Source organism: Acidovorax sp. FG48, from assembly GCF_057809085.1.
On the sequence record NZ_JBMDJH010000010.1, the window covers coordinates 153,008 to 178,701 of the forward strand.

Genomic DNA, 25,694 nt, shown 5'->3' on the forward strand with positions numbered 1-25,694 from the left:
GCCCCTGCTCGGCCTGCTTCTGCACGGCCCGCGCCGCCCCGGGCCCCACGGCCGTCCCGCGCTCCTGCGCCCTCCAACTACCGCGTGGCCTCGGGCGCTTTTGTGGCCCCGGTGCGCCAGGTGCCTGCGCCGGCGACGGGCACCGTGGGCGGCTTGCCCACCTCGCGCCTGAACAAGCGCATGGCCGAGCTGGGCCTGTGCTCGCGCCGCGAGGCCGACGACTGGGTGGAGCAGGGCTGGGTCAAGGTCAATGGCGTGGTGGCCACCATGGGCCAGCAGGTCACGGCGGCCGACCGCATCGAGGTGGACAAGATTGCCCAGGGTTTCCAGGAGCAGCGCGTCACCATCCTGCTGAACAAGCCCATCGGCTACGTGAGCGGCCAGGCCGAAGACGGCCACACGCCCGCCGTGGCGCTGATCAACCCCCGCACCCACTGGCGCGACGACCCCAGCCGCAACCGCTTCTCGCCGCCCCAGCTGCGGGGCCTGGCGCCCTGCGGGCGGCTCGATATCGACTCCGTAGGCCTCTTGGTGCTGACGCAGGACGGCCGCGTGGCCCGGCAGATCATTGGCGAGGACTCCGTGATGGAAAAGGAGTACCTGGTGCGCGTGGTCTACCAGGCCCCGGGCCAGGCGGCGCCCCATCACCCCGGGGAGCGCTCCGCGCCACTGCAGGAAATCAACGAGCGTGACCCCGTCAGCACCAATGTGCAGGCGGTGTTTCCCAAAGAGCTGCTGGAGCGTCTGCGCCACGGCCTGAGCCTGGACGGCGAGCCGCTCAAGCCCGCCAAGGTCGATTGGCAGAACCCCGAGCAACTGCGTTTTGTGCTCACCGAGGGCAAAAAGCGCCAGATCCGCCGCATGTGCGAACTGGTGGGGCTCAAGGTGGTGGGCCTCAAGCGTATCCGCATCGGCCGCGTGACCCTGGGCAACCTGCCTGTGGGCCAGTGGCGTTACCTGTCGCCCAACGAGCGGTTCTGAGAGCCCCGGGCTCCTTGCGAATATTTTCTGAACGGAGTCCCTCTCATGCCCCTTCCTTCCGCACCTCGGCCGCGCAAGCCTGCTGCTTCTACCCCTGCGGGCGACGGCGCCAAGGCGGCGACGGCCAACCCGCTGCGGCAGTTGCGAGCGTCCGACCTGCGCGCTGTGGCGCGCCTGGCCACGCAGGCCACTACCGGCATCAGCCGGGTGGCCGAGGGGGTGCACCAGTCGGTGCTGGGCACGCTGGGGCTGCCAGGTGGTGCCGAGCCGGGTCGCACGCGGGGACTGACCGGGCTGGTGTACCAAAGCATCCGGGGGGTGACGCAGCTGGTGGATGCGGGCCTGCAGGCGGGGCTGGCGCGGCTGGAGCCGTTTTTTGCCCCGGCCACGTCGGCCGGTGAGGTGCATTGGGAGCGCGAGGCGGTCATTGCCGCGCTCAACGGCGTGATGGGCGACCGCCTGCAGCGCGACGGCAACCCGCTGTGCACGCGGATGGGCTGGTACCAGCACGGTCTGCCTCTGGACTTGCACGCGCTGGCTGCCCCGGGCGCCGCCACTGGCAAGCTGCTGGTGCTGGTGCATGGCCTGTGCATGAACGACCTGCAGTGGCTGCGCCACGGCCATGACCATGGCGCCCATCTGGCCGATGCCCTGGGCTACACCCCCGTGTACCTGCGCTACAACACGGGCCAGCACATATCCACCAACGGGGCCGAGCTGTCGGCCCTGCTGGCGTCCCTGGTGGCTTCATGGCCCGTGCCGGTGACGGAGCTGTCCATCCTGGCCCACAGCATGGGCGGGCTGGTGGCGCGCAGCGCCTGCCACCATGCCGCCCAGGCAGCCCAGGCAACTGCGGGCGCCAGCGGGTGGCTGCCCCTGCTGCGCCACCTGGTCTTTCTGGGCACCCCGCACCATGGCGCCCCGCTGGAGCGGGCGGGACACTGGGTGGATGTGCTGCTGGGCAGCAATGCCTATTCGCGCCCGTTTGCGCGCCTGGCCCAGCTGCGCAGCGCGGGCATTACCGACCTGCGCTACGGCCATGTGCTGGAGTCCGACTGGCTGGGGCGGGACCGCTTCCGCAAAAGCCCCGACCAGCGCACCCCGGTGCCGCTGCCTGCCGGAGTGGCATGCCACGCGGTGGCGGCCACCCTGGCTGCGCGGCGCAGCCCGGTGGGCGAGCGGCTGGTGGGGGACGGGTTGGTGCCTCTGCACAGCGCGCTGGGCATCCACGATGATCCTGCCAGGACGCTGGGGTTTGCCAAGGCCCGGCAGGCGGTGTTTTACCGCCTGGGCCACCTGGACCTGCTGGCAGACGCGGGCGTGGCCCGGCAACTGCAGGACTGGATGCAGGACCATTGACCAAGAGGCTGTTCAAAGAGTACCCCGGCGGCCTGCTTTTTGACGCAAGCGGTGCTTGCCAGGGGCCCGGGCGCGGCTACCATGTCGCGGTGCGCCACATAACAAGGAGAATTGAGTGAGTGATGCGAAATACCGCCTGGTGACCCGCAGTGACTTTGACGGCCTGGTCTGCGCGGTGCTGCTCAATGAGCTGAATCTGATCGACGAGATCACCTTCGTCCACCCCAAGGACATGCAGGACGGCAAGGTGCCCATCACCAGCCGTGACATCACCACCAACCTGCCCTATGTGCCGGGTGCGCACCTGGTGTTTGATCACCACGAGTCTGAAACCATCCGCAACTCGGGCCGCCGCGACGAGAACCACATCATCGAGGCCCACGCCCCCTCGGCCGCGCGGGTGGTTTACAACTATTACGGTGGCAAGGCGGCCTTCCCCCGCATCACGGACGAGATGATGGCCGCCGTGGACCAGGCCGACTCGGCCCAGTACTCGCGCGAGGACATCCTCAACCCCCAGGGCTGGGTGCTGCTGAACTACCTCATGGACTCGCGCACGGGCTTGGGGCGTTTTCGGGAGTTCCGCATCAGCAACTACGCGCTGATGATGGACCTGATCCAGTACTGCCGCGACCACACCATCGACGAGATCCTGGCCCTGCCCGACGTGCAGGAGCGCGTACAGCTCTACCGCGAGCACGCCCCCAAGGCCCAGGCCCAGCTGCAAAGCTGCGCCATCCGCATTGCCAACTTGGTGGTGCTGGACCTGCGCGACGAGGAAACGATCTGGGCCACCAACCGGTTCATGATCTATGCGCTGTTCCCCCAGTGCAACATCTCCATCCACGTCATGTGGGGCCTGCAAAAGCAGAACACGGTGTTTGCCACCGGCAAGTCCATCCTGGACCGCAGCAGCAAGACCCACGTGGGTAACCTGATGCTGGAGTTTGGCGGCGGCGGCCACGCGGCGGCGGGCACCTGCCAGGTCGCCAACGACAAGGCCGATGCCATGCTCAAGACGTTGATCGAGCGCATCACCACCGACGGCTGAGTCCCGAAGCCCTGCCAGGAGGTCAACGACTGCCGTGGCGGGCCCTTGAAAACCGGGCACACGCCCCTACATCACGCCTGCTGGTTCGGCAGGCGTGATTTTTTGTGCCGATTCCATTCGCATTCGTTCAGACCGATTTCCATAGAGAGAGAACCCCTCCATGAGCAAGCAAACCCTGTCCTTCCAGGCGGAAGTAGCCCAGCTGCTGCACCTGGTCACCCATTCGCTGTACTCCAACCAGGAAATCTTCCTGCGCGAGCTGATCTCCAACGCGTCCGACGCCTGCGACAAGCTACGTTTCGAAGGCCTGAACAACGCCGCGCTGTTTGAAGACGCCCCCAACCTCGAAGTGCGTGTGACCTTCGACAAGGCCGCCAAGACGCTGACCATCACCGACAACGGCATCGGCATGAGCCAGCAAGAGGCCATCGACCACCTGGGCACCATTGCCAAAAGTGGCACCAAGGATTTCATGGGCAAGCTCTCGGGCGACCAAAAGCAGGACGCCCAGCTCATCGGCCAGTTCGGCGTGGGCTTTTACTCGGGCTTCATCGTGGCCGACAAGATCACCGTGGAATCGCGCCGTGCGGGCCTCAAGCCCGAAGAAGGCGTGCGCTGGATCAGCGGCGGCACGGGCGACTTCGAGGTCGAAACCATCACCCGCGCCCAGCGCGGCACCAGCATCATCCTGCACCTGCGCGACGATGCCGAGGAATACCTCAACGCCTGGAAGCTCAAGCAGGTCATCGCCAAATACTCCGACCACATCAGCCTGCCCATCCTGATGGAGAAGGAAGAGTGGAAAGACGGCGAGCTGATCAACCCCAATGACGAAAACGGCGGCCGCCAGCCCGGCGGCATGGTCAAGACCGGCGAGTGGGAGACCATCAACAAGGCCAGCGCTCTCTGGACGCGCCCCAAGAAGGACATCACCGACGAGCAGTACGCGGACTTCTACAAGGCCATCAGCCACGACCACGAGGCCCCGCTGACCTGGGCGCACAACCGCGTGGAAGGCAATACCGAGTACACGCAGCTGCTCTACATCCCCGCCAAGGCGCCGTTCGACCTGTGGAACCGCGACAAGAAGGCGGGCGTCAAGCTGTATGTGAAGCGCGTGTTCATCATGGACGACGCCGAAGCGCTGATGCCCACCTACCTGCGCTTCGTCAAGGGCGTGATCGACTCCGCCGACCTGCCGCTGAACGTGAGCCGCGAGCTGCTGCAGGAAAGCCGCGACGTGCGCTCCATCCGCGAAGGCTCGACCAAGCGCGTGCTGAGCATGCTGGAAGACCTGGCCAAACACGACAAGCACGAAGCCGCAGCGGCTGAGGGCGCCGACGGCGTGACCGACGTGGTGAGCGAGGAAGACAAGGCCAAGGAAGGCAAGTACACCGCGTTCTACGCCGAGTTTGGCGCCGTGCTGAAGGAAGGCCTGGGCGAGGACTTTGCCAACCGCGAGCGCCTGGCCAAGCTGCTGCGCTTTGCCTCCACGCAGAGCGATGCCGTGACAGTCTCCTTTGCCGACTACAAGGCCCGCATGAAGGAGGGCCAGGAGGCGATTTACTACATCACCGCCGAGACGCTCGCCGCCGCCAAGAACAGCCCGCAGCTCGAAGTCTTCAAGAAGAAGGGCATCGAAGTGCTCTTGATGACCGACCGCGTGGATGAATGGGCGCTGAACTACCTGCACGAGTTTGATGGCACCCCGCTGCAAAGCGTGGCCAAGGGTGCGGTGGACCTGGGCAAGCTGCAGGACGAGGCCGAGAAGAAGGCCGCCGAAGAGGCTGCCGAAGCCTTCAAGCCCGTGCTCGCCAAGCTCAAGGAAGCCCTCAAGGACAAGGCCGAAGACGTGCGCGTGACCACCCGCCTGGTCGACTCCCCCGCGTGCCTGGTGGTGCAGGACGACGGCATGAGCACGCAGCTGGCCCGCCTGCTCAAGCAGGCCGGCCAGCAGGCCCCCGCTACCAAGCCCGTGCTGGAGGTGAATGCCGAACACGCGCTGGTCAAAAAGCTGGATGGCAGCGTGCACTTCCACGACCTGGCGCACATCCTGTTCGACCAAGCCCTGCTGGCCGAAGGCGGCCTGCCGGAAGACCCGGCAGCCTACGTCAAGCGGGTGAATGCCTTGCTGGCCTGAGTTGGGTACTTTTTGAGTAAAAACGACCGCAAGCGCTAGTGCCATAAGCGCTGGCTGCTATCAAAATAAGAAACCCCGGTGGTGCCTGGCGCCATCGGGGTTTCTTTATTGGGAGTGGAGGCTGGCTTGTGTTGTTATCCGGTTTTCCCGTCCTGCAGGGGCGTTCGGAGGTCCGTGACGACCCCTCACACTTCGGGCTCTGCCAGCTCCAGGATGCGTGCGTGGACCTGGTTGCGCTCAGCCGGGTCGGCATCGATCAGGGCCTTCAGCGCGCCTTCGGGCAGTTGCATGCCCTTGCGCCGATCGTCCTTGACCGGCATGTTTCGCCAGCCCGACAGCACCAGCCAGTCCCACAGCTCAGCGGGCAACGGGTGTGTGACCAGCATCTTGACTGGCCCCCGCATGATGAGTGCCCCCACCGGAGGCAGCGAGCCCACCGGGGCGGGCCGGCGGGGCTGGCGGATGGACAGGGCGTTGCGAATCCAGTCTTTCATGGGGGCAGTGCAAAGGGGGGATGGCGGCAGCATAGCCCAGCGCCGCCCGCAACGCCATCAGCTTGTTTCCATTTGAGGCAGGAGGTCGCTTCGCTCTGCGACGCGCTCGGTACCGTGCGCCCCAGCCCCCTGCGGCAGCTGCCGCGGCACCGCATCCAGCCGGTACCCCACCCCATACACCGCCGTGATCGTGTAGCCGTTGGCCTCTGTCAACTCCAGCTTGCTGCGCAGCCGGGACATGTGGGTGTCCAGGGAGCGCGAGGGGGTGTCGGTGGCATCGCCCCACACCGCCTCGCGCAGGTGGGTGCGGGACAGCAGGCGGCCTGCGTTGCGGAACAGGAACAGTGCGAGTTCGTATTCGCGGTGCTTGAGCCCGATGGCTTCGCCGTGGAGCTGCAGGGTGCGTTGTTCCGCGTCAAAACGGTACGCACCAAAGTCCAGCCGCGCGCCCATGGACTGGGGGAAAGCCCGGCGCAGCAGGGCGGTGGTGCGGGCCACCAGCTCGCCCATGCGCAGGGGCTTGCTCATGAAGTCGTCGGCGCCGCGCGACAGGGCCTCGACCACATCGCGTTCATCGCTGCGGCGGGTGATGAACAGGATGGGCGGCAGCATGCCGTGGGTGTTGCGCACGGTCTGCACCACGTCTGTCCCTTCCATGTCGGGCAGGTGCCAGTCCACCAGCAGGAGGTCGAAGGTTTCTTGGCGCAGCGCCTGCAGCAGGCTGGTGCCGTCGGCGAAGGTGTGGCACACGTGCTGGTGGCATTCCAGGGTGCCCTTGATCTGCTCCAGCAGGAGAAGGTCGTCGTCAAGGACTGCGATGCGCATGGGGATGGGCTCTGGGGGCTGACACCCCGGTGGATCAACAAAACGCTCCCGTCACAAGGGAGCGCTTTGATGTTGCCCCACATCGGCCCGCTGTGCGCGCGGTTTGACAATCGTTTGCAATGCTCCGGTGCCCGCGCGGGCCCGGCTGGACAAGGCTGGACAAGGCCTGCTCAGGCCACCAGCGGCTCTTCCTGCATGGCCTCGATCTGCTCGATCAGCATGTCCACCTGCCCGCGCCAGTAGTCGCTGCTGCCAAACCACGGGAAGTTGGCCGGGAAGATCGGGTCCTGCCAGCGGCGCGCGAGCCAGGCGCTGTAGTGGATGAGGCGCAAGGTGCGCAGCGGCTCGATGAGCGCCAGCTCGCGGCGGTCGAAGCTGCGGAACTGTTCGTAGCCGTCGATCAACGCACCGAGCTGGTGGGTGCGCTGGCGCCGGTCGCCCGACAGCAGCATCCACAAATCCTGCACGGCCGGGCCCATGCGCGCGTCGTCCAGGTCCACAAAGTGCGGGCCGCCCCGGCCCCATTCATCCAGCGGGGTCCAGAGGATGTTGCCGGGGTGGCAGTCGCCGTGCAGGCGGATCTGGGTGGCATCGTTCAGGCCAAATGTGCCTGTAGCGCTAGTGGAATATGCGCTGGTAGCTATCAAATCAAGAGCTTTTTCGCACTGTGTCTTCCAGGCGGCTTGCATGTCGAGCGGGATGATCTCGTTCATCAGCAGCCAGTCGCGCGACGCCGTGCCAAAGGTGGCCAGGTCCAGCGTGGGCCGGTGTGCAAAGGGCTGGGCGGCGCCCACGGTGTGGATGCGGGCCAGAAAGCGGCCGATCCATTCCAGCACCTCGAAGTCGTCCAGCTCGGGCTGGCGTCCGCCGCGCCAGGGGCTGACGGAAAAGGCAAAGCCATCGTGCTGGTGCAGGGTGGCGCCGTTCAGCACCAGCGGGCCCACGGCGGGCACCTCGGCGGCCATAAGCTCGGCGGCAAAGGCGTGTTCTTCGAGGATCTGCGCTTCGCTCCAGCGGCCCGGGCGGTAGAACTTGGCCACCACGCGCTGGCCGTCTTCCAGTGTGGCCTGGTACACCCGGTTTTCGTAGGACGACAGGGCCATGAGGCGGCCGTCGCCATACAGGCCCACGCTGGCCAGCGCGTCCAGCACCTGGTCGGGGGTGAGGCGGGCGTAGGGGTGTTGGTCGTTCGAGGCGTTGGCAGCGGTATTGGGGGGCAATGGGGTCATGCCCCATTGTCGCCGCCGCGCCCTTGCCGGCCGCTCATAGCGTTTCAGCCAGGCAGCAGGGTGGCGATATGCCCCGAGCGCGGGTCGCCGCTGCCTGCCAGCACGCTGGCAAACAACGCCTGCGTGGCCTGGGGCCCCGCGTGGTGCTGCACCACCAGCCAGGGCTGTGGCCCCGACGACACGGCAGCGCTGAACTGGTTCCAGGCCGCCACCAGGCGGTCGTTCAGGCCCTGGGCGCCCCAGTCGGTATGGCGCTTCTTGACCTGAGCGGGGGCAAAGAACATCACCGGGCGCGGGCCGGGCAGCTGGCCGACGCCGCCCAGATCGCTCACATGGCTTGCACCCACCGAGCAGCTGTAGGCCAGGCCGGTGAAGTGGGCGTGAATGCGCTGGCGCAGGCCCACGCTGCCCGCAAAGTCGATGTACACGCTGGGCGGGGCGCCGTCGAGGGTGTCCAGTGCGTCGTAGGTGACCACGCGGTGGTAGCAGCCCAGACTCTCGCAAAACGCCACATTGCCGGGCGAGGTGAGGCCAATGACCTCGATGCCCTCCCGCTGCGCAAGCTGGAAGGCGGTGCCATAGGCGGTTTTGCTCGACGCGCTGGACAGCAGCATGCGCCGGGCGCCAAAGAACTGCTGGTCGGCCAGAAAGTCGTCGATGAGCCACGAGGTGATGAACAGCGGCCGCAGCAGCGCCTGCACGTCTTCGTTGTCGGCGCGGTACAGCCCGTCGGTGCTGGTGCGCAGGTAGTGGTTGTAGACCGCATGCAGGCCCGCGCGGTGCGGGGCGCCGTCGCTGAAGCCTGTGGGGTTGACGCGCTCTGGCGACAGCACGGCCTGGCTGGCCATGGGCCAGTAGCCATACAGCCGCTCGCCCACGGCCACGGCCGGGTGCAGCGACTGCACCACGGTGCCAAAGCCCCACACAGGCACGATGCCCCAGCCGGCCTCGCCGGTGGGGAAGAACTGCCAGTAGTTCAGCATGTCCCCCAGCGCGGCGTAGGTGATGTTGTTGGCCGTGAGGGCAAACGACTCGACCCGCACGCGGACCTGGCCATCGGCCAGAGGGGTGTCGTCGGTGGTGGTCAGGCGGGTGGTGGCCAGCTGGTCCTGGCGCACGAGGAGGGTGGTGGTACTCATGCCGCGACGCTAAACCAAAGCGTGCCCGCGCTCAAGCAGCGCGCGCCGCCTGGGCGACAGGTGCGCGGCGTGTCGGTGCGCCAGATTGCTGACGGGCTCAGTCCGCCGTGGGCTGCGCCAGTTGCTCGAAAGGCAGCGCCTGCTTGACCAGGATGACGGTGCAGGGCGCATCGCGCGCAACGCGCATGGGCACGGTGGCAAAAAAGCGCTGGGTCTGCAGCCCGTGGGTGGCGGCGCCCAGGATCATCATGCTCACGTGGTTGCTGGCCGCGTAGCGCACCAGCGCCTGGGCCACATCGCTGGCTTCCAGCACGTGGTAGCTCACGGCATGCCCGGTCAGGTCCAGCCCCTGGGCCCATTGGCGCAGGCGCGCCATGTGCTGGCGGTGCAGCGTGGTCTCGCTGCGCTCGCTGTCGCTGGTGCTGCTGGCGCCGGGCGACACCACCGTCACGCAGGCCAGCCGGGCGCCGGGGCGGATTCCCAATGATCGACCCACGGCCTGGCGCAGTGAGTACAGCGTGGCGTCTGTCACGTCGGCATGGGGCACGGCCACCATCAGGATGGGCGTGTCCTCGATCTGCTGCGAGGGCAGGGGGCTGGGCGTGTAGTGCATGCCCGCCGCGCGCAGCCAGCGGCGCAGGTGGGTGCGCAGCGGCGTGCGCTCTGTGCGCTCGCCGCGTTCGGTGATGAGCACCTGCTCGGGGTGGGAAAGGTCAAACGCCAGGTGCGCGGCCGAGGGGTAGCGGCTTGCGGCCTCGGGCTCCAGGCAGCGCAGGATCACCTCTTGCAGCCAGGGCGGAATGTCGGCGCGGTGCTTGCGCGGCGGCGCGGGCGTCATCCACAGGCGCTGGCGCATGCCGCCGCTGGTGGTGGGTGCGCCAAAGGGCAGCTCGCCCGTGGCCAGCTCGTACAGCATCACGCCGATGGCAAAGATGTCGCTGCGCGGGTCGCCGCGCACGCCCACCACCTGCTCGGGCGCGATCCAGGCGGGCGAGCCCACGGCCTGGCGCATCTCCTCGGCCAGCAGGTCGGGGTAGTGGGCGTGGCACGAGAGGCCAAAATCCAGCAGCACGGCCGTGCCGTCGTCCTTGATGAGCACGTTGGCGGGTTTGAGGTCCAGGTGGCACACGTTCTGCTGGTGCAGGCTGTGCGCTGCGTGGGCCGTGGCGGCGCCCAGGCGGGCTATGGTTGCGATATCGCAGCGCCCGGGCGCTTCGTCCAGCCAGTGCTGCAGTGTCTGGCCGGGGATGTACTCCATCACCAAGTAAGGCAGCCGCACCAGGTCGCCCGCCGCCACAAAACGCGGCACATGCGGGCCGCTGAGCACGGGCAGGATCTGCAGCTCGACCTCGAAGCTGACGATGTTCTCGGCCCCGTCGCCCGCCGTCATGCGCGGGATCTTCATCGCCATGGCAAAGCCGGGGCTGCGGTCGGCCTGCGCGTATTCCACCGCGTAGATGTGGGCCATGCCACCCGCGTGGATGCAGTCCACCACGCGGAAGCCGTCGATCTCGGTGCCAGGCTCCAGCAGCTTCATGTCACTGGCCTTTTTCGAGCCGGTCGGCGTAGAAGCCGGGCAGGCCCGCCGCGCGAATGGCGGCGGCGGCGGCCAGGTGGTCATACGGCACGCGGTAGAAGGTGATCTGCTTGGCCGTGTCGTCAAACAGCGCGTACATGGCGCGCGCATCGCCGTCGCGCGGCTGGCCCACCGAGCCCACGATGCCCAGCCACTGGCGGTGCGTGGGCACGGGCACCGGCACGCCGGGCTCGGGCGCAAAGCGCATCAGCTTGGCCGTGGGCGTGAGGAAATACAGCACCTGCTCATGCACATGGCCGCAGAACACATAGCGGATGGCGGGGTCGATGCCCTGGGCGGCCGTCATGCTGCGCTCAGCCGCGTTGGAGTCCTCCACATACCGCCACTGCGCGGGCATGTCGGCACTGGCGTGCACCAGCAAGGCGCTGTTGCCCAGCCGCGCGGTGAGCGGCAGCGACTGCAAAAAGGCAATGTGGCTGTTGCCGAGCTGGTCGTGTGTCCACTGCGCGCCCAGTTCGCTGCGGTTGCGAGGGTTGGCGGGCGGCGCCAGGGCCATGGCGTCGTGGTTGCCCAGCACGCACAGGGCACCTTGCTGGGCCAGGTCACGCACCTGCTCCACCACGGCCACGGGCTCGCCGCCGTAGCCCACCAGGTCGCCCAGCAGCGCAAATTGTTCGGCGCCGTGGGCGCGGGCGTGTGTCAGGCAGGCGTCCAGTGCCTGGCGGTTGGCGTGGATGTCAGACAGCAGGGCGATTTTCATGGGGTTGTCTCCAACCCCATCATCGCGCGCGTCGCTGAATGCCAGCTTGCAGGCAGGCGGTGCCTGCGTGGTTTCAAAGCAAAAAGGCTGCGAGCGCTTGTGGATCAAGCGCTGGCAGCTATGGTTTTGGTAGCTCAGAGGCTGCGCTGTGTGGTGGTTGGTTTGTCCAGCGCCAGCACCAGGCCCAGCGCAATGATCGCGGGCAGTGCCTGGCTGAAGAAGATCTTGGGCGATGCGGTGGCGGCGCCAAACACCCCGGCCACGATCACGCAGGCCAGAAAGAAGATCTTGAACACCCGGTTGCCGGTGAACAGCCCAAAGAACAGGCCCGCTGCCAGAAAACCGTTGTACAGCCCCTGGTTGGCCGCCAGCGTGGTGGTGGCGTCGGCGAACTCCTGGGTCAGGTTGAAGGTCTTCATGCCCTGCGGCTTGTTCCAGAAGAACATTTCGAGCACGAGGATGTACACATGCTCGATGGCCACCAGGGCCACCGCAATACGGGGAAGCAGCTGGCGGCCCATCACTTACACCAGCGTGATGGTCACGTCGATGTTGCCGCGCGTGGCGTTGGAGTAGGGGCAGACCTGGTGGGCTGCGTCCACCAGCTTCTGGGCGGTTTCCTTGTCCAGGCCGGGCAGGCTGATGGCCAGGCGGGCGGCGATGCCGTAGGCGTTCGGGATGGGGCCCAGGTCCACTTCGGCGTCGATGGACACGTCTTGCGGCACGGGGATGCCGATCTTGCCGCCCACAGCCTTCATCGCGCCGATGAAGCAGGCTGCGTAGCCGGAGGCAAACAGCTGCTCGGGGTTGGTGCCGGTGCCGGAGGTGCCGGGCGAGGACAGCTTGACGTCCAGGCGGCCGTCATCGGTCTTGGCGGCGCCATCGCGGCCACCGGTCACGTGCGACTTGGCGGTGTACAGGACTTTTTCGAGCTTGGTCATGGTGTCTTCCTTGCGGTTGTTGCCCACGGTGGGCGGTGGAGGGAATCGGTTCTGGCGGTGTCGTTGCGTATTTCTGCAGGCCGTCAGCGTTGCTCGCTGAGCCGGTCTCGCAACTGCTTGAGTTCAATGGTCAGGGCGGTCAGCTCGGCAATCGAGCATTGGCTGCTTTGCAGCACACACTGCGGAATGGCCTCGGCCTGGTCGCGCAGCGCGCGGCCCTCGGCCGTGAGGGTGATGCGCACGCGGCGCTCGTCCTGCACATCGCGCAGCCGGGCGATCTGGCCCTGCGCCTCCAGGCGCTTGAGCAGCGGCGTGAGCGTGCCGGAGTCGAGAAACAGGCGCTCGCCCAGCTCGGACACGGTCACGCCGTCCTGTTCCCACAGCACCAGCATCACGAGGTACTGCGGGTAGGTCAGGCCGATGCGGTCGAGCAGGGGCTTGTACAGCTTGGTCATTGCCAGCGAGGCGGAATACAGCGCAAAGCAGACCTGGTTGTCCAGCCGCAGGATGGCGGGGCTGGGAGTGATAGGGGTGCTGGGGCTGGGCATGGGGTGAATTGTGGGGGTAAATTAAATTGTGTGCAATTGAATTGCGAAAAACTTTGTTAATGGATGGGATTGGGTGGGTGGGGAAGCGGCGCCGCGCCATCGGTGCTATTCGCGCGTCCCGCTGGCGCAGGCAGGGGCGCTGTGCCCCTTTACCTTCAGAAATTTGCTATCAATAGAAGAGCTGCTAGTGCATGATTCATCTGCGCTAGCGGTCGATTGGGCTTGAAATTTTGGCGCGTGAGGGTTCGGGCGACGACGAACCACCAGGCCCTCAGCGCCCGCTGAACTGCGCGGGCCGGCGCTCGACAAACGCGCGCACACCTTCGGCCGCGTCCTCGCTGTTGGCCAGCTGCTTTTGCACGGGGATGAAATCTGCCACCGCCGCCGCCTGCCCTTGCTCGATGGCCTTGAGCACGTTGAGCCGCGTGGCGACCACGGCCAGCGGCGCCTGGGCTTCGATGCGCTGGGCAATCTGCAGCGCTTCCTGCAGCTCCTGGCCAGTCGGCACCACTTTTTGCACAAAGTTCAGCCGGTACGCCTCGGCGCTGCCGAACTCGTCGGCCGTCAGCAGGTGCAGCAGCGCATTGCCCGTGCCCGCACGCTCTGCCATGCGCAATGTGGCGCCGCCCGTGGCCATGATGCCGCGCTGCACTTCCATCTGCGAGAAGCGGCAGTTGTCGGCCGCCACCACGATGTCGGCGCCCAGCATCAGCTCGATGCCCACGGTGAAGCAGATGCCCTTGACCGCCACCACCATGGGCTTGGTGCGGCGCCGGTAGCCAGGCAGGCCGTAGTCGTGCGGCTCCACCAGGCCTTCGGGGATGGCTTTTTCGCCGCGCTGCATGTAGGCGCTCACGGCGGGCAGGTCGAGCCCTGCGGTGAAGTGGTCGCCAAACGCATGCAGCACGCCCACGCGGAGCTGCGGGTCGTCGTCCAGCCGGGTATAGGCCTCGGCCAGCTGGCGGAACATGGGGGGCGTCCAGCCATTGCGCTTGGCAGGCCGGTTGATGCCGATCAGCAGCACATGGCCGATGACCTGGGTGTCGATGTTGCCCTCGGGCGGGGGCGTGGTGGGGGTGATGTTTGTCATGGGCGCAGGTCTCCTGGCCCATGATTGAAAACGCAATGGAAACTGCGCGCCGTCCCCCGAGGGACAGCGCGCTGAAGGCCGTCAGTAGGTGTAGACGCCTTGCCCGGTCTTGCGGCCCAGGCGGCCGGCGGCCACCATTTCCTTGAGCAGCGGGCAGGGGCGGTACTTGCTGTCGCCAAACTCGGTCAGGTACACGTCCATCACGGCCAGGCACACATCCAGGCCAATCATGTCGGCCAGCGCCAGCGGGCCGATGGGCTGGTTGCAGCCGAGCTTCATACCGGCATCGATGTCCTCGGGCGTGGCCAGGCCCTCGGCCAGCACAAAGAAGGCCTCGTTGATCATCGGCACCAGAATGCGGTTGACCACAAAGCCGGGCGCGTTCTTCACGGTGATGGGGCTCTTGCCCAGCGCCTCGGCCAGGGCCTTCACGGCGTCGTGGGTCGCGTCGCTGGTCTGCAGGCCGCGGATGATTTCCACCAGCGCCATCATGGGCACGGGGTTGAAGAAGTGCATGCCGATGAAGCGGTCTGCGCGGCTGGTCGCGGCGGCCAGCTTGGTGATGGAGATCGAAGAGGTGTTCGAGGCAATGATCACCTCGGGCGCCACGATGGCGTCCACCTGCTTGAGGATCTTGAGCTTGAGTTCGTAGTTTTCGGTGGCGGCCTCGATCACCAATTGCGCGGCCTTCAGGTCGTCGTAGCTGGTGGAAGTCTTGATGCGCGCCAGGGCCGCAGCCTTGTCGGCTTCGCTGATCTTTTCCTTCTTGATCAGGCGGTCCAGGCTGCCGGCCACGGTAGCCAGGCCTTTTTGCACTGCAGCATCCGAGATGTCGACCATCACCACGTTGATGCCCGACACCGCACAGGCCTGTGCAATGCCGTTGCCCATGGTGCCTGCGCCGATGATGCCTACGGTCTGAATCGTCATATAGAGAGCCCTCTTCAAAGTGAAACGGATGGACGGAATGGTAAGGGGAATCGCACGACCGTTCGGTTATCGTGCGTCAAACCTGAACCAACAAGCCGCTGCGCAGCATGGCGGAGGAGACACCACAACATGTTTGACTACATCGTGATCGGCGGCGGCTCGGCAGGCTCCGTGCTGGCCGGCCGCCTGACTGAGAACCCCGCCGTGCGCGTGTGCCTGCTGGAGGCGGGGCCTGCCGACAACAGCGTGCTCATCCACTGCCCGGCCGGGCTGGCCGTTATGGCCAAGTTCGAGCTGAACGGCTGGGGCTTCAACACCACACCACAGGCGGCGCTGAACAACCGGCGCGGCTACCAGCCCCGTGGCAAGGTGCTGGGAGGCTCCAGCTCCATCAACGCCATGGTCTACATCCGGGGTCAGCATGCCGACTACGACCACTGGGCCGCGCAGGGCAACCCGGGCTGGGGCTGGGAGGATGTGAAGCCGTACTTTCTGCGCGCCGAGAACAACGAGCGCGGTGCCAACGACTGGCATGGCCGGGGCGGTCCCTTCAACGTGGCGGACCTGCGTGCGCCCAACCGGTTCAGCCAATATTTCACCGACGCCGGTGTGCAGGCCGGGCACCCGCACAACACCGACTTCAATGGCGCCACGCAGGAAGGCGTGGGCCTGTACCAGGTCACGCACAAGAACGGCGAGCGCCACAGCGCGGCCAAGGGCTACCTCACGCCGCACCTGGCGCGGCCCAACCTGCAGGTCATTACCGGTGCGCATGCCACGCGCATCCTGTTCGACGGCACGCGCGCGGTGGGCGTGGAATACCGCCAGGGTGGCGTGCTCCAGCAGGTGCGCGCAGGGCGCGAGGTGCTGCTGAGTGCGGGCGCGCTGCTGTCGCCGCAGTTGCTGATGCTGTCGGGCGTGGGGCCTGCCGCGCATTTGCAGCAGCAGGGCATCCCGGTGCTGCACGACCTGCCCGGCGTGGGCCAGCATCTGCACGACCACCCCGATGTGGTGCAGGTGCTGGACGCCCCGGAGCTCAAGGACCTGTTCGGCCTCTCGCTGTCGGGCATGGTGCAGACCATGCGCGGCATCGTCGAATGGCGCAAGCACCGCACCGGCATGCTGACCACCAACTTTGCCGAGGCGGGCGGCTTTATCAAGAGCGACCCGTCCGAGCCCGCGCCCGATCTGCAGCTGCACTTTGTGATCGGCAAGCTGGTGGACCACGGCCGCAAGACGGTGTTCGGCCACGGCTACTCGGCCCACGTGTGCCTGCTGCAGCCCAAGAGCCGGGGCTCGGTCACGCTGGCCAGTCGTGACCCTATGGCCTTGCCTTTGGTCGATCCGAACTTTCTGGCGGACCCCGACGACATGGCGCGCATGGTGCGTGGCTTCAAGCGCACGCGCGAGATCCTGATGCAACCGGCGCTCGCGAAGTTCGGCGCCAAGGAGCTGGCGGCCTCGGACAGTGCGCGCACCGACGCGGAGATCGAGCAGTTCATCCGCCAGTACGCCGACACCATCTACCACCCCGTGGGCACGTGCCGCATGGGGCCTGGGCCCATGGACGTGGTGGATGCCGAACTGCGCGTGCATGGCCTCGCTGGCCTGCGTGTGGTGGACGCGTCCATCATGCCGCGCATCGTGAGCGGCAACACCAATGCGCCCACGGTGATGATTGCGGAAAAGGCGGTGGACCTGCTGCGCGCCGCGCCGTGAACGATTTCACGTTTGGCGCGCGGAACGCGATTTTTAAGGTTCTCAAAGGGTCTGTTTAAGGAGTTTTTAACAGGCAAAAACGCGGCGAATTTCTAGACTTCTTGGCATGGAAGCGGGTGCATGGTGCACCCGGCCCGGCGCCCAAAAAAAGGCGCTGAAAGAGCCCAACGAGGCCATGAAAGAACGTGATGAAGATTGATGCTCGCGAAATCGCCGCACTGACCCAAGCCCAACCCGCCGCCCCCCGCATGGACATGTACGCCAGCATCCACAAGGCGCTGCGCGCCTTTATGGCCGACACGCTGCTGGGCCTGGGCCGCATGGATGTGGACGACGACCTGGAGTTTGCCCAGACCTGCGACCGCGTGATGCAGCTGCTGGACCTGTGCCGCGCGCACCTGCACCACGAGAACCAGTTTGTGCACGCTGCCATGGAGGCGCGCCAGCCCGGCTCCAGCCAGAACATTGCGGGCGAACATCTGGAGCACGAACAGGCCATCACGGCCCTGGCCGACGGGGTGAACCACCTGATGGCCTGCGCCAAGCCCGCACGTCCGGCGGCCACCCTGGCCCTGTACCGGCAGCTGGCACTGTTTGTGGCGCACAACTTCGAGCACATGCACGAGGAAGAAACCGCGCACAATCGTGTGCTGTGGCAGTGCTACACCGACGCGGAGCTGGCGGGCGTGCACGATGCGCTGGTGGCCTCGATCCCCCCGCACGAAATGATGGTGGTGGCCCGCTGGATGGTGCCCTACATGTCGCCGGCCGAGCGCACGGCCATGCTGTCGGACATGCAGCAGCATGCGCCTGCCCCCGTGCTGGCCGCAGTGCTGGCGCAGGTGCAGCCGCACCTCACGCAGCCCGAGTGGACCAAGCTGATGCGCAGCCTGGGCCTGCCGGTGGTGCCCGGCCTAGTGCACTGAGGTTCAAGCGTCTTCCAGCACCACGGGGCGCAGCACGCACAGCCGAAAGCGCCCGCGCCCCGTTTTTTCGATGTGGATGTGTGGGCAGTTCTCTTGCAGGCGGCGCTGCAGCAACAGCAGGCGGGCCTCCAGGTTGTCGGCCACATCGGGCAGGCGCAGGGCGGGGTCCAGCCGCAGTTCGCGGTTGGTGAAGTCCACGCGCCCGGTGTGCTGGTGGTCGCGCAGCAGCTTCCAGACAATGGCGCCCGCCACCCCCTTGATCAAATAGTCGTCGTTGATGAACACGCTGTCGTTGGCCGCAAAGTGGCGCACCCGCAGCGCGCTGCCGCTCACTGGCGGTGCCGCTGTCGGAGTAGGCAGCGGCTCGGGCGCATCGGGCGCGGCCTGCAGCAGATCGATGGCGGCGGCCAGCTGGCCCGCAATGGCCACCAGCAGGTCTTCATCCTCGAAGCCAAAGCGCATGTCCTCGGGGCTCTCGGCGAACAGCACACCCAGCAGGCGCCCGGCCGACAGCAGCGGAACCGCCACCTGGCTGTGCGGCTCGGGCAGGCCGGGGTAGGGGATGTCCAGGCCGCGCAACGAGGGTGCATCGGGTGTGGCATGCGCGTCCATGCTTTCGCGGATGGCATGGCTGTACAGGGCGGCGTGCGTCATGTGGCTGATGCGCACCGGCGTGCGCTCGCGCGCAGCCATGCCGATCACTCCCTGGCCCAGGCGGATCTCGGAGCCCACCCCCGACGTGGCGTAGCCGCAGCTGGCCACTGTGTAGAGCTGCTGGGCGCTGGCGTCCAGCATCAGCACCATGGCGTGCTGGATACCCAGCTTGTCCTGCAGGCCCTGCAGTGCGCCTTGCAGCAATTCGTCCAGCCCCGTGCAGCGCGCAATGCTTTCGCTGCACAGGCGAAGCGTGTGCAAGAGCCCGGCGCGCGGCGCGGGTGCGGGCAGGCCTTCGCCCGCCACCGATTCGATGTGCTCCACGGCGTAGATGTCGGCCCCCTTGAGTTCAAACACCTCGGCCATGCCCGCATGCGACGCAATGCCCGCCAGCTGCGCGCGCATGCTCTCGAACACCGGGCCACTGTCCTCGGTGCGTTCGTACAGCAGGTGCAGGCGGTAGAAGTGGGCGGTGACTGGGTCCAGCACCAACACCGACGCGCGCGGGTTGCGCAGGATGTTCTGGCGGGTCTTGTTGAAGAACTGGAACGACAGTGCCACATGCGCCGCATCCACATAGACCACCTGCGAGATGTAGGCCACGTTGGGTGTGCCGTCAGGGTCGCAGGTCGCCATGATGGCGGGAATCGCCCCTTCCAGGCAGGGGCGGATGCTGTGCAGGGACGGCGCTGCGGTGCTCATGGCTGCGGTACGGGTGGTGTGGGTGGTGCGGGCGGCGCACACAGCTCCGCGCCTGCGCGTGGGCCTGGGGTCTGGTCGAACGCGCTGGTGGGGGTGAATGTCACTGCCACCACATCCTGCAGCGGTGCTGCCAGCATGGCGCCCACATACTGCGGCCCATAACCCACCCGGCCCACCTCCTGCACCATGGACTGGAGGTAGGCCTGCAACACCGGCAGGTCGCCATCAGTGGCCGGACGCTGCGTGGCCCGGCGGGCTTTGAGCTGCAGCGTCTGGTGGGTGGACGGCACGCTGAACACCACGGCAATCTCTCCGGTGTGCGCAATGTCCTGCAGCAACTGTTCGGACTGGCTGCGCCGCAGGTACACCGTGACCTCCCGCCCATCGCTGCTGATGCGACTGCCCACGGCCCGCATGATGCTCGGCCGCAGGGCCGCATCGCGTGACGCCACGATGGCCGACACGCCCTTGGCCACCATGGCGATATGGCTGGTGCCGAGCAGCACGGTCATGCCTTGAAGCGCTTGCGGGTCAGGGCCAGGGCTACCCAGAAGGCCACCACCGTGGTCACCAACAGCACCAGGCCATGGCGCAGGGGGTGGGCGGGCCACTGGTCCATGAACAGCGGGCGCACCAGCTCGACTGCGTTGGTCAGCGGCAGCCAGTCGGAGATGGCGCGCACGATGGGCGGCAACTGTTCGCGCGGGAAGAACACGCCCGAGAGAAACATCATGGGTGTGAGCACCAGCGTGAAGTAGTAGGTAAAAAAGTCATACCCCTTGGCCAGCGCGTTGAAGATGAGCGCGATGCTGGAGAACATGATGCCCACGAACAGCAGCACCGGCCAGGCCACCAGCAGCTTGGGGCTGTGGCTGATACCCAGGGCCAGCATCACGCCCAAGATGGCCGTCACGGTGAACAGCGCCTTGAACGCCGCCCAGAGCATCTCGGCCAGCACCACGTCGTCCAGGCTCACCGGCGCGTTCATGATGCCGTCCCAGGTCTTCTGCACATGCATGCGCGAGAAGGCCGAGTACAACGCCTCGAAGCTGGCCGCGTTCATGGCGCTCATGCAGATGGAGCCGCTGGCCAGGAACAGGATGTAGGGCACCTTGGTGTCGCCCGCTGCGCCACCCACACTCACTTGCCCCACCAGGGCCCCCATGCCGTAGCCAAAGGCCACCAGCCACATCAGCGGCTCGGCAATGTTGCCCACCAGGCTGGGGATTGCCAGCTTGCGCCAGACCAGCAGGTTGCGCAGGAACACGGGCCACCAGCGCACGGACAGGCTGGGCGGGCGCCACACCGACGGCGGGGGCGCGGCCACAGAGGCCACGGAGGACGGGGTAACGGTTTGCATTCGCTTATTGTGCGATGTTGGCGGGCGGCCGCACAGCCCCAGGCGTGCCTGCCGGCGGGGGGCGTCCCGTCAGGTGGGCACGCCCATTGCTTGGGTGCTGCCATGCCCACCCATGTCCTGAACCTGCCTGCCGGTGCCAGCGCCCTCTGGCAGAACCGCCTCGGGCTGCTGCTGGAGTCCACGGGGGAGGGGGTGTTTGGCATCGACCTGGCCGGCAACTGCGTGTTCATCAACCGGGCGGGCGCACAAATGCTGGGCTTTGCGGCCGAAGAGGTGATGGGGCGCAACATGCACGCGCTCACCCACCACAGCCACCCTGACGGCAGCCCCTACGCCGACAGCGACTGCCCCATCTTCAACGCCTTCCGCCAGGGCCTGCCCTGCCGGGTGGACTCCGAGGTGTTCTGGCGCCAGGACGGTTCGGCGTTTGCCGTGGAGTATTCGAGCCACCCCATCCTGGAGGGCGAGCAGGTGCACGGCGCCGTCATTGCGTTTGTGGACATCACCAGTCGCAAGCGCGCCGCCGACGAACTGCAGCGCGCGCACGACGACCTGGCCCGCGCCAATGACGAGCTGGAGCGCCGCGTGGCCGCGCGCACCCAGGAGCTGTCGCAGGCGCTGGCGCAGCTGCGGGAGCTGTCCGCCTACTCAGAGCAGGTGCGGGAGGACGAACGCACCCGCATCGCCCGCGAGGTGCACGATGAGCTGGGCAGTCTGCTGGTGGCGCTGAAGATGGATGTCAACTGGCTGCACAAGCGCTTGGGCGAGCAGGGCGAGCGCACGCCCGAAGCGGCTGGCGACATGCGCACGCAGATGCGGTGCAAATGCCAGAACATGAGCCGCCTGATCGAAAACGCCGTGGACAACGTGGGCCGCATCATCACCGACCTGCGCCCCAGCATCCTGGACCACCAGGGCCTGTGGGCGGCGCTGGAGTGGCAGGCGCAGGAGTTTGTGCAGTCGGCCGAGCTGGAGCTGGCGTGGCACATGGACGTGCCCGCCACCCTGCACCTGCCCGAGCCCGCCGCCATCGCCGTGTTCCGCATCTTCCAGGAGATGCTGAGCAATGTGGGCCGCCACGCGCAGGCCAGCGCCATCGACATTGCGATTGACGTGCAGGACGATGTGCTGCAACTGCGCGTGCGTGACAACGGCGTAGGCGCCACCCGCCAGGCGCTGGAGGCGCCCACCGCCTATGGGGTGATGGGCATGCGCGAACGGGCGCGGCAGCTGGGCGGCCAGCTGAGCATCACCAGCGAGCCGGGGCAGGGCTCGTGCCTGCAATTGCTGATTCCTCTGGAGCTGTCATGAATTCCGTGGTTCGCGTATTGATCGGGGATGACCACCGCATCGTGCGGGAGGGGCTCAAGCAGGTGCTGGGCGACCCGGCCAACGGTGCGCCCGAGATCACTGTGGTGGCCGAAGCCACCCAGGGCAGCGAGGTGCTGGAGCAGGTCGCGGCGCTGCAAGGGCGCACGGGTGCGCTCGGCGTAGACCTGGTGCTGCTGGACATCGCCATGCCGGGCATGGACGGCCTTGAAGTGCTGCAGGCTCTGCGCAAGGCCTGGCCCGCGCTGCCGGTGCTGATGCTCAGCACCTACCCCGAGCGGCAATACGCGGTGCGCTGCATCCAGATGGGCGCGGCGGGCTACCTGCACAAAAGCGCCGACCCCGACGACATGGTAGCCGCCGTTCGCAAGGTGGCTTCGGGCGGGCGCTACCTGACAGAGGCCACTGCGCAAGCCCTGGCGGGCGCGGTGGAACGCACCGGCGTGGTGCGCGCAGCGCAACAGGGCTCGCCCGCTGGAGTAGACGCGCTCTCCTATCGAGAGCATCAGGTGTTCCGTCTGCTCACGGCCGGGCAGAGCGTGAGCGAAATTGGTGCGCAGCTCAAGCTCGCGCCCAACACGGTGAGTACCTACCGCGCCCGCATCCTCGAAAAGACCGGTGCGCGCAATGACGTGGAGCTGGCGCTGCTGGCGCGCGGCGCGCCTGCCGAGTGATTTGCGGGCGCTGCATCGCCGATTTGTAGTGCTGGCCCTACACGCTGTAGACACCACACCCACGAATTCATGACAGCGGGCCGGCACCGGCAAAAACTGGCCCGCGCTTTGCGTAACGCCTGGCACCAACTTCTTCGAGGTGTGCCATGTCCGAATTCTTCTCGCCCTACGATGCCGACCGCCCGTTGATGCTGAAATGCAGCTGTGGCCGCGACCACACGGTGGCCGACCACCATGCCGAGGTCTCTGCCGATGCCGCTGCAGCCACCCTGCGCCAGCGCAGCGAGACCCGCGAGTTTGAGCTCTACAGCAACGAGTTCATCGAAGCCACGCTGATCAAGGCGCTGTTTCCGCAAGACGCGGTGCGCCGCCGCTTCATCAAGGCCGTGGGCAAGGGCACCGCCATGGCGGCCATTGCCAGCGTGTTGCCGGTAGCCAGCCTGCAGGCCATGGCGCAAGAGAAGCAGGGCGCGCTGGAGAAGACCAACCTCAAGATCGGCTTCATCCCGATCACCTGCGCCACGCCGCTGATCATGGCCCACCCGCTGGGCTTCTACAGCAAGCAGGGCCTGAATGTCGAAGTCACCAAGACAGCAGGCTGGGCGCTGATCCGCGACAAGATGATCAACAAGGAGTACGACGCCACGCACTTCCTCTCGCCCATGCCGCTCGCGATCTCCATGGGCCTGGGCTCCAACGCCACGCCGATGAACGTGGCCACCATCCAGAACGTGAACGGCCAGGCCATCACGCTCGCCCTCAAGCACAAGGACAACCGCGACCCCAAGAACTGGAAGGGCTTCAAGTTCGCGATTCCGTTCGAGTACAGCATGCACAACTTCCTGCTGCGCTACTACCTGGCCGAGGCGGGCCTGAACCCCGACACTGACGTGCAACTGCGCGTGGTGCCACCGGCCGAGATGGTGGCCAACCTGCGCGCGGGCAATATCGATGGCTTCCTGGGCCCCGATCCGTTCAACCAGCGCGCCGTGTTCGAGGAGGTTGGCTTCATCCACCTGCTCACCAAGGACCTGTGGAACGGCCACCCCTGCTGCGCCTTCGGCACCAGCACCGAGTTCATCCAGAAGAACCCCAACACCTTTGCCGCGCTGTACCGCGCAGTGCTCACTTCGGCCGCCATGGCGCGCGACCCCAAGAACCGCGAGCTGATCGCCAAGGTGATTGCGCCCCAGGCCTACCTGAACCAGCCCGAGGCCGTGATCAACCAGGTGCTCACCGGCAAGTTCGCCGATGGCCTGGGCAAGATCCAGAACGTGCCCGACCGCGCTGACTTCGACCCCATGCCCTGGCAAAGCATGGCCGTGTGGATGCTCACGCAGATGCAGCGCTGGGGCTACATCAAGGGTGATGTGGACTACAAGCAGATTGCCGAAAAGGTGTTCCTGATCACCGACGCGAAAAAGCAGATGAAGGCGTTGGACCAGAAGGTGCCCGACGGCGCGTACCCCAAGTTCAAGATCATGGGGCGCGAGTTCGATGCGGCGAAGGCGGCCGAGTACGCCAAGAGCTTCCCCATCCGCAAGGCGGCATGACATGACTGCCACCAAAAACCTCAACCTGCGCGCGGGCCTGCTGTCCGTGCTCATCTTCCTCACGCTGCTGGGCATCTGGTACGTGGCCACGTCGTCCTCGGGCGCTGGCGGCGGCACGGCGGGCATGACAGCCGAGCAGATCGAGTACGCCAAGATGATGGGCAAGGACCCGGGCGCATCCAAGAGCGGTGGTTTTCCCACGCTGGGTGCGATGGGCAGCACGGTGTGGGGCCACCTGTCCAACCCGTTCTACGACAACGGTCCCAACGACAAGGGCATCGCCATCCAGCTGGCGCACTCGCTGGGCCGCGTGGCGCTGGGCTTTGGCCTGGCCTGCCTGGTGGCGATCCCGCTCGGCTTCATCATCGGCATGTCGCCGCTGCTGCGCCGCGCGTTCGACCCGTTCATCCAGGTGCTCAAGCCCATCAGCCCGCTGGCGTGGATGCCGCTCGCGCTCTACACCATCAAGGACTCATCCATCTCGGGCATCTTCGTGATCTTCATCTGCTCGGTGTGGCCCATGCTGGTGAACACGGCGTTTGGTGTGGCATCGGTCAAGCGCGACTGGCTCAACGTGTCGGCCACACTGGAAGTGAACCCGCTGCGCAAGGCCTTCCTGGTGATCCTGCCTGCCGCAGCGCCCACCATCCTCACGGGCATGCGCATCAGCATGGGCATCGCGTGGCTGGTGATTGTGGCCGCCGAGATGCTGGTGGGCGGCACGGGGATTGGCTACTTCGTGTGGAACGAGTGGAACAACCTGTCGCTCACCAACGTGATCTTCGCCATCCTGGTGATCGGCGTGGTGGGCATGTTGCTCGACCTGGCGTTTGGCCAGCTGCAGAAGGTGGTGACCTATGTGGAGTGATGTTGCCCAGCGCCCGGCTGTTCCAGCCCCTCTTGCCACTGACGCCCCGCAACGAAAGGCCTCTGCCGTGACCCAAGGCTTCCTCCAGATCGACCGGCTGAGCAAAGCCTTTGTACCCGCCAAACCCGTGTTTGCCGACGTGTCGTTCACGCTCGACAAGGGCGAGTTCGTCTGCATCATCGGCCACTCGGGCTGTGGCAAGACCACCATCCTGAACGTGCTGGCGGGGCTCGACACCGCCACCTCGGGCACCGTCATCATGGACGGGCGCGAAGTGGCCGGCCCCAGCCTGGACCGGGGCGTGGTGTTCCAGAGTCACGCGCTCATGCCCTGGCTCACGGTGCGCCAGAACATCGCGTTCGCCGTGAAGTCGCGCTGGCCGGACTGGAAGAGGAGCCAGGTCGATGTGCATGTGGAGAAGTTCGTGGCGCTGGTAGGCCTGAGCCCTGCCATCGACAAGAAGCCTTCGCAACTCTCGGGCGGCATGAAGCAGCGCGTGGGCATTGCGCGCGCGTTCTCCATCCAGCCCAAGATGCTGCTGCTGGATGAGCCCTTTGGCGCACTCGATGCGCTCACACGCGGCACCATCCAGGACGAACTGATGACCATCGTGCGCCAGACGCAGCAGACGGTGTTCATGATCACGCACGATGTGGACGAAGCCATTTTGCTGGCTGACCGCATTCTGCTGATGAGCAACGGCAACGAGACGCCCGAGGGCTATCGCCCCGGTGGCATCGCCGAGGTGGTGGTGAACCCGCTACCGCGCGAGCGCACGCGCACCAGCCTGCACCACCTGGACGGCTACTACGCGCTGCGCAACCACATCGTGGACTTCCTGGTGACGCGCGCCAAAGCCCACTGAATTCCTGAGCAACCAAGCCC

At 66.5% G+C, this 25,694-nt stretch carries 25 protein-coding genes; 11 read left to right on the forward strand and 14 right to left on the reverse strand.

Annotation, left to right across the window (positions count from 1 at the left end):
• Window positions 1-120: 120 nt before the first annotated feature.
• The 4 genes from ACODSU_RS15730 to htpG all read left to right on the forward strand — a co-directional run bounded on the left by ACODSU_RS15730 (window position 121) and on the right by htpG (window position 5,531).
• Window positions 121-981, forward strand: coding sequence for a pseudouridine synthase (locus ACODSU_RS15730; RefSeq protein WP_488843092.1), 861 nt, complete (start codon window positions 121-123; stop codon window positions 979-981).
• Between the two features lie 45 nt (window positions 982-1,026).
• Window positions 1,027-2,340, forward strand: a complete 1,314-nt coding sequence (locus tag ACODSU_RS15735; RefSeq protein ID WP_488843037.1) for an esterase/lipase family protein — start codon at window positions 1,027-1,029, stop codon at window positions 2,338-2,340.
• Between the two features lie 115 nt (window positions 2,341-2,455).
• Window positions 2,456-3,391 (forward strand): exopolyphosphatase, encoded by a 936-nt coding sequence (locus ACODSU_RS15740; RefSeq protein ID WP_015012363.1) that lies wholly within the window; start codon window positions 2,456-2,458, stop codon window positions 3,389-3,391.
• Window positions 3,392-3,551: 160 nt separating this feature from the next.
• The gene (gene htpG, locus ACODSU_RS15745) at window positions 3,552-5,531 is read left to right on the forward strand and encodes a molecular chaperone HtpG (RefSeq protein WP_488843039.1); all 1,980 of its coding nucleotides are present in this window, start codon (window positions 3,552-3,554) and stop codon (window positions 5,529-5,531) included.
• Window positions 5,532-5,716: 185 nt separating this feature from the next.
• Here htpG and ACODSU_RS15750 read toward each other — a convergent pair whose 3' ends face one another.
• The 11 genes from ACODSU_RS15750 to ACODSU_RS15800 all read right to left on the reverse strand — a co-directional run bounded on the left by ACODSU_RS15750 (window position 5,717) and on the right by ACODSU_RS15800 (window position 15,024).
• Complete coding sequence (locus ACODSU_RS15750) at window positions 5,717-6,025, reverse strand: hypothetical protein (RefSeq protein ID WP_295944321.1); 309 nt, start codon at window positions 6,023-6,025, stop codon at window positions 5,717-5,719.
• 57 nt (window positions 6,026-6,082) lie between these two features.
• Window positions 6,083-6,850, reverse strand: coding sequence for a response regulator transcription factor (locus tag ACODSU_RS15755; protein WP_488843041.1), 768 nt, complete (start codon window positions 6,848-6,850; stop codon window positions 6,083-6,085).
• Window positions 6,851-7,020: 170 nt separating this feature from the next.
• The gene (locus tag ACODSU_RS15760) at window positions 7,021-8,079 is read right to left on the reverse strand and encodes a serine/threonine protein kinase (RefSeq protein WP_476016236.1); all 1,059 of its coding nucleotides are present in this window, start codon (window positions 8,077-8,079) and stop codon (window positions 7,021-7,023) included.
• Window positions 8,080-8,123: 44 nt separating this feature from the next.
• Window positions 8,124-9,218, reverse strand: a complete 1,095-nt coding sequence (locus tag ACODSU_RS15765; protein WP_488843044.1) for a DUF2855 family protein — start codon at window positions 9,216-9,218, stop codon at window positions 8,124-8,126.
• Window positions 9,219-9,315: 97 nt separating this feature from the next.
• Entirely contained in the window at window positions 9,316-10,755 is a 1,440-nt protein-coding gene (locus tag ACODSU_RS15770) for a serine/threonine protein kinase (RefSeq protein WP_488843046.1), read from the reverse strand.
• A 1-nt stretch (window position 10,756) separates the two neighbouring features.
• Window positions 10,757-11,515, reverse strand: coding sequence for a metallophosphoesterase family protein (locus ACODSU_RS15775; protein ID WP_291442115.1), 759 nt, complete (start codon window positions 11,513-11,515; stop codon window positions 10,757-10,759).
• Between the two features lie 134 nt (window positions 11,516-11,649).
• A complete protein-coding gene (locus ACODSU_RS15780) occupies window positions 11,650-12,036 on the reverse strand; it encodes a DUF1304 domain-containing protein (RefSeq protein WP_291442116.1) in 387 nt (128 codons plus the stop codon).
• 3 nt (window positions 12,037-12,039) lie between these two features.
• The gene (locus tag ACODSU_RS15785; RefSeq protein ID WP_209816364.1) at window positions 12,040-12,456 is read right to left on the reverse strand and encodes an organic hydroperoxide resistance protein; all 417 of its coding nucleotides are present in this window, start codon (window positions 12,454-12,456) and stop codon (window positions 12,040-12,042) included.
• Between the two features lie 83 nt (window positions 12,457-12,539).
• Complete coding sequence (locus ACODSU_RS15790; protein ID WP_488843049.1) at window positions 12,540-13,004, reverse strand: MarR family winged helix-turn-helix transcriptional regulator; 465 nt, start codon at window positions 13,002-13,004, stop codon at window positions 12,540-12,542.
• 271 nt (window positions 13,005-13,275) lie between these two features.
• Window positions 13,276-14,094 (reverse strand): crotonase/enoyl-CoA hydratase family protein, encoded by an 819-nt coding sequence (locus ACODSU_RS15795; protein ID WP_488843051.1) that lies wholly within the window; start codon window positions 14,092-14,094, stop codon window positions 13,276-13,278.
• 81 nt (window positions 14,095-14,175) lie between these two features.
• Complete coding sequence (locus ACODSU_RS15800; protein WP_015012375.1) at window positions 14,176-15,024, reverse strand: 3-hydroxybutyryl-CoA dehydrogenase; 849 nt, start codon at window positions 15,022-15,024, stop codon at window positions 14,176-14,178.
• Between the two features lie 129 nt (window positions 15,025-15,153).
• Between ACODSU_RS15800 and ACODSU_RS15805 the strand changes: the two genes are divergently transcribed.
• The gene (locus ACODSU_RS15805; RefSeq protein ID WP_488843053.1) at window positions 15,154-16,743 is read left to right on the forward strand and encodes a GMC family oxidoreductase; all 1,590 of its coding nucleotides are present in this window, start codon (window positions 15,154-15,156) and stop codon (window positions 16,741-16,743) included.
• 188 nt (window positions 16,744-16,931) lie between these two features.
• Window positions 16,932-17,669, forward strand: a complete 738-nt coding sequence (locus ACODSU_RS15810) for a hemerythrin domain-containing protein (RefSeq protein WP_291442126.1) — start codon at window positions 16,932-16,934, stop codon at window positions 17,667-17,669.
• 3 nt (window positions 17,670-17,672) lie between these two features.
• Here ACODSU_RS15810 and ACODSU_RS15815 read toward each other — a convergent pair whose 3' ends face one another.
• Genes ACODSU_RS15815 through ACODSU_RS15825 form a run of 3 tightly spaced genes read right to left on the reverse strand, consistent with a single transcriptional unit; the run spans window position 17,673 to window position 20,385 of the window.
• Window positions 17,673-19,025, reverse strand: a complete 1,353-nt coding sequence (locus tag ACODSU_RS15815; RefSeq protein ID WP_488843056.1) for a GAF domain-containing protein — start codon at window positions 19,023-19,025, stop codon at window positions 17,673-17,675.
• Complete coding sequence (locus tag ACODSU_RS15820) at window positions 19,022-19,537, reverse strand: hypothetical protein (RefSeq protein ID WP_488843058.1); 516 nt, start codon at window positions 19,535-19,537, stop codon at window positions 19,022-19,024. The genes ACODSU_RS15815 and ACODSU_RS15820 overlap by 4 nt, the downstream gene beginning before the upstream one ends.
• Window positions 19,534-20,385: an ABC transporter permease gene (locus tag ACODSU_RS15825; RefSeq protein ID WP_488843060.1), complete on the reverse strand. Its 852-nt coding sequence runs from the start codon at window positions 20,383-20,385 to the stop codon at window positions 19,534-19,536. Before ACODSU_RS15825 ends, ACODSU_RS15820 begins: the two co-directional genes overlap by 4 nt.
• A 102-nt stretch (window positions 20,386-20,487) precedes the next feature.
• Between ACODSU_RS15825 and ACODSU_RS15830 the strand changes: the two genes are divergently transcribed.
• The 5 genes from ACODSU_RS15830 (at window position 20,488) to ACODSU_RS15850 (ending at window position 25,674) form a co-directional block, all read left to right on the forward strand.
• Complete coding sequence (locus ACODSU_RS15830) at window positions 20,488-21,696, forward strand: sensor histidine kinase (RefSeq protein ID WP_488843062.1); 1,209 nt, start codon at window positions 20,488-20,490, stop codon at window positions 21,694-21,696.
• Window positions 21,693-22,388 carry a response regulator gene (locus tag ACODSU_RS15835; protein WP_488843064.1) on the forward strand — a complete coding sequence of 232 codons (696 nt, stop codon included), beginning with the start codon at window positions 21,693-21,695 and terminating at the stop codon, window positions 22,386-22,388. The genes ACODSU_RS15830 and ACODSU_RS15835 overlap by 4 nt, the downstream gene beginning before the upstream one ends.
• A gap of 146 nt (window positions 22,389-22,534) precedes the next feature.
• Complete coding sequence (locus ACODSU_RS15840) at window positions 22,535-23,941, forward strand: CmpA/NrtA family ABC transporter substrate-binding protein (RefSeq protein ID WP_488843066.1); 1,407 nt, start codon at window positions 22,535-22,537, stop codon at window positions 23,939-23,941.
• Between the two features lies 1 nt (window position 23,942).
• Window positions 23,943-24,809, forward strand: a complete 867-nt coding sequence (gene ntrB / locus ACODSU_RS15845; protein WP_309826967.1) for a nitrate ABC transporter permease — start codon at window positions 23,943-23,945, stop codon at window positions 24,807-24,809.
• Entirely contained in the window at window positions 24,799-25,674 is an 876-nt protein-coding gene (locus ACODSU_RS15850) for an ABC transporter ATP-binding protein (protein WP_291442142.1), read from the forward strand. Before ntrB ends, ACODSU_RS15850 begins: the two co-directional genes overlap by 11 nt.
• The last annotated feature ends 20 nt before the right edge of the window (window positions 25,675-25,694 follow it).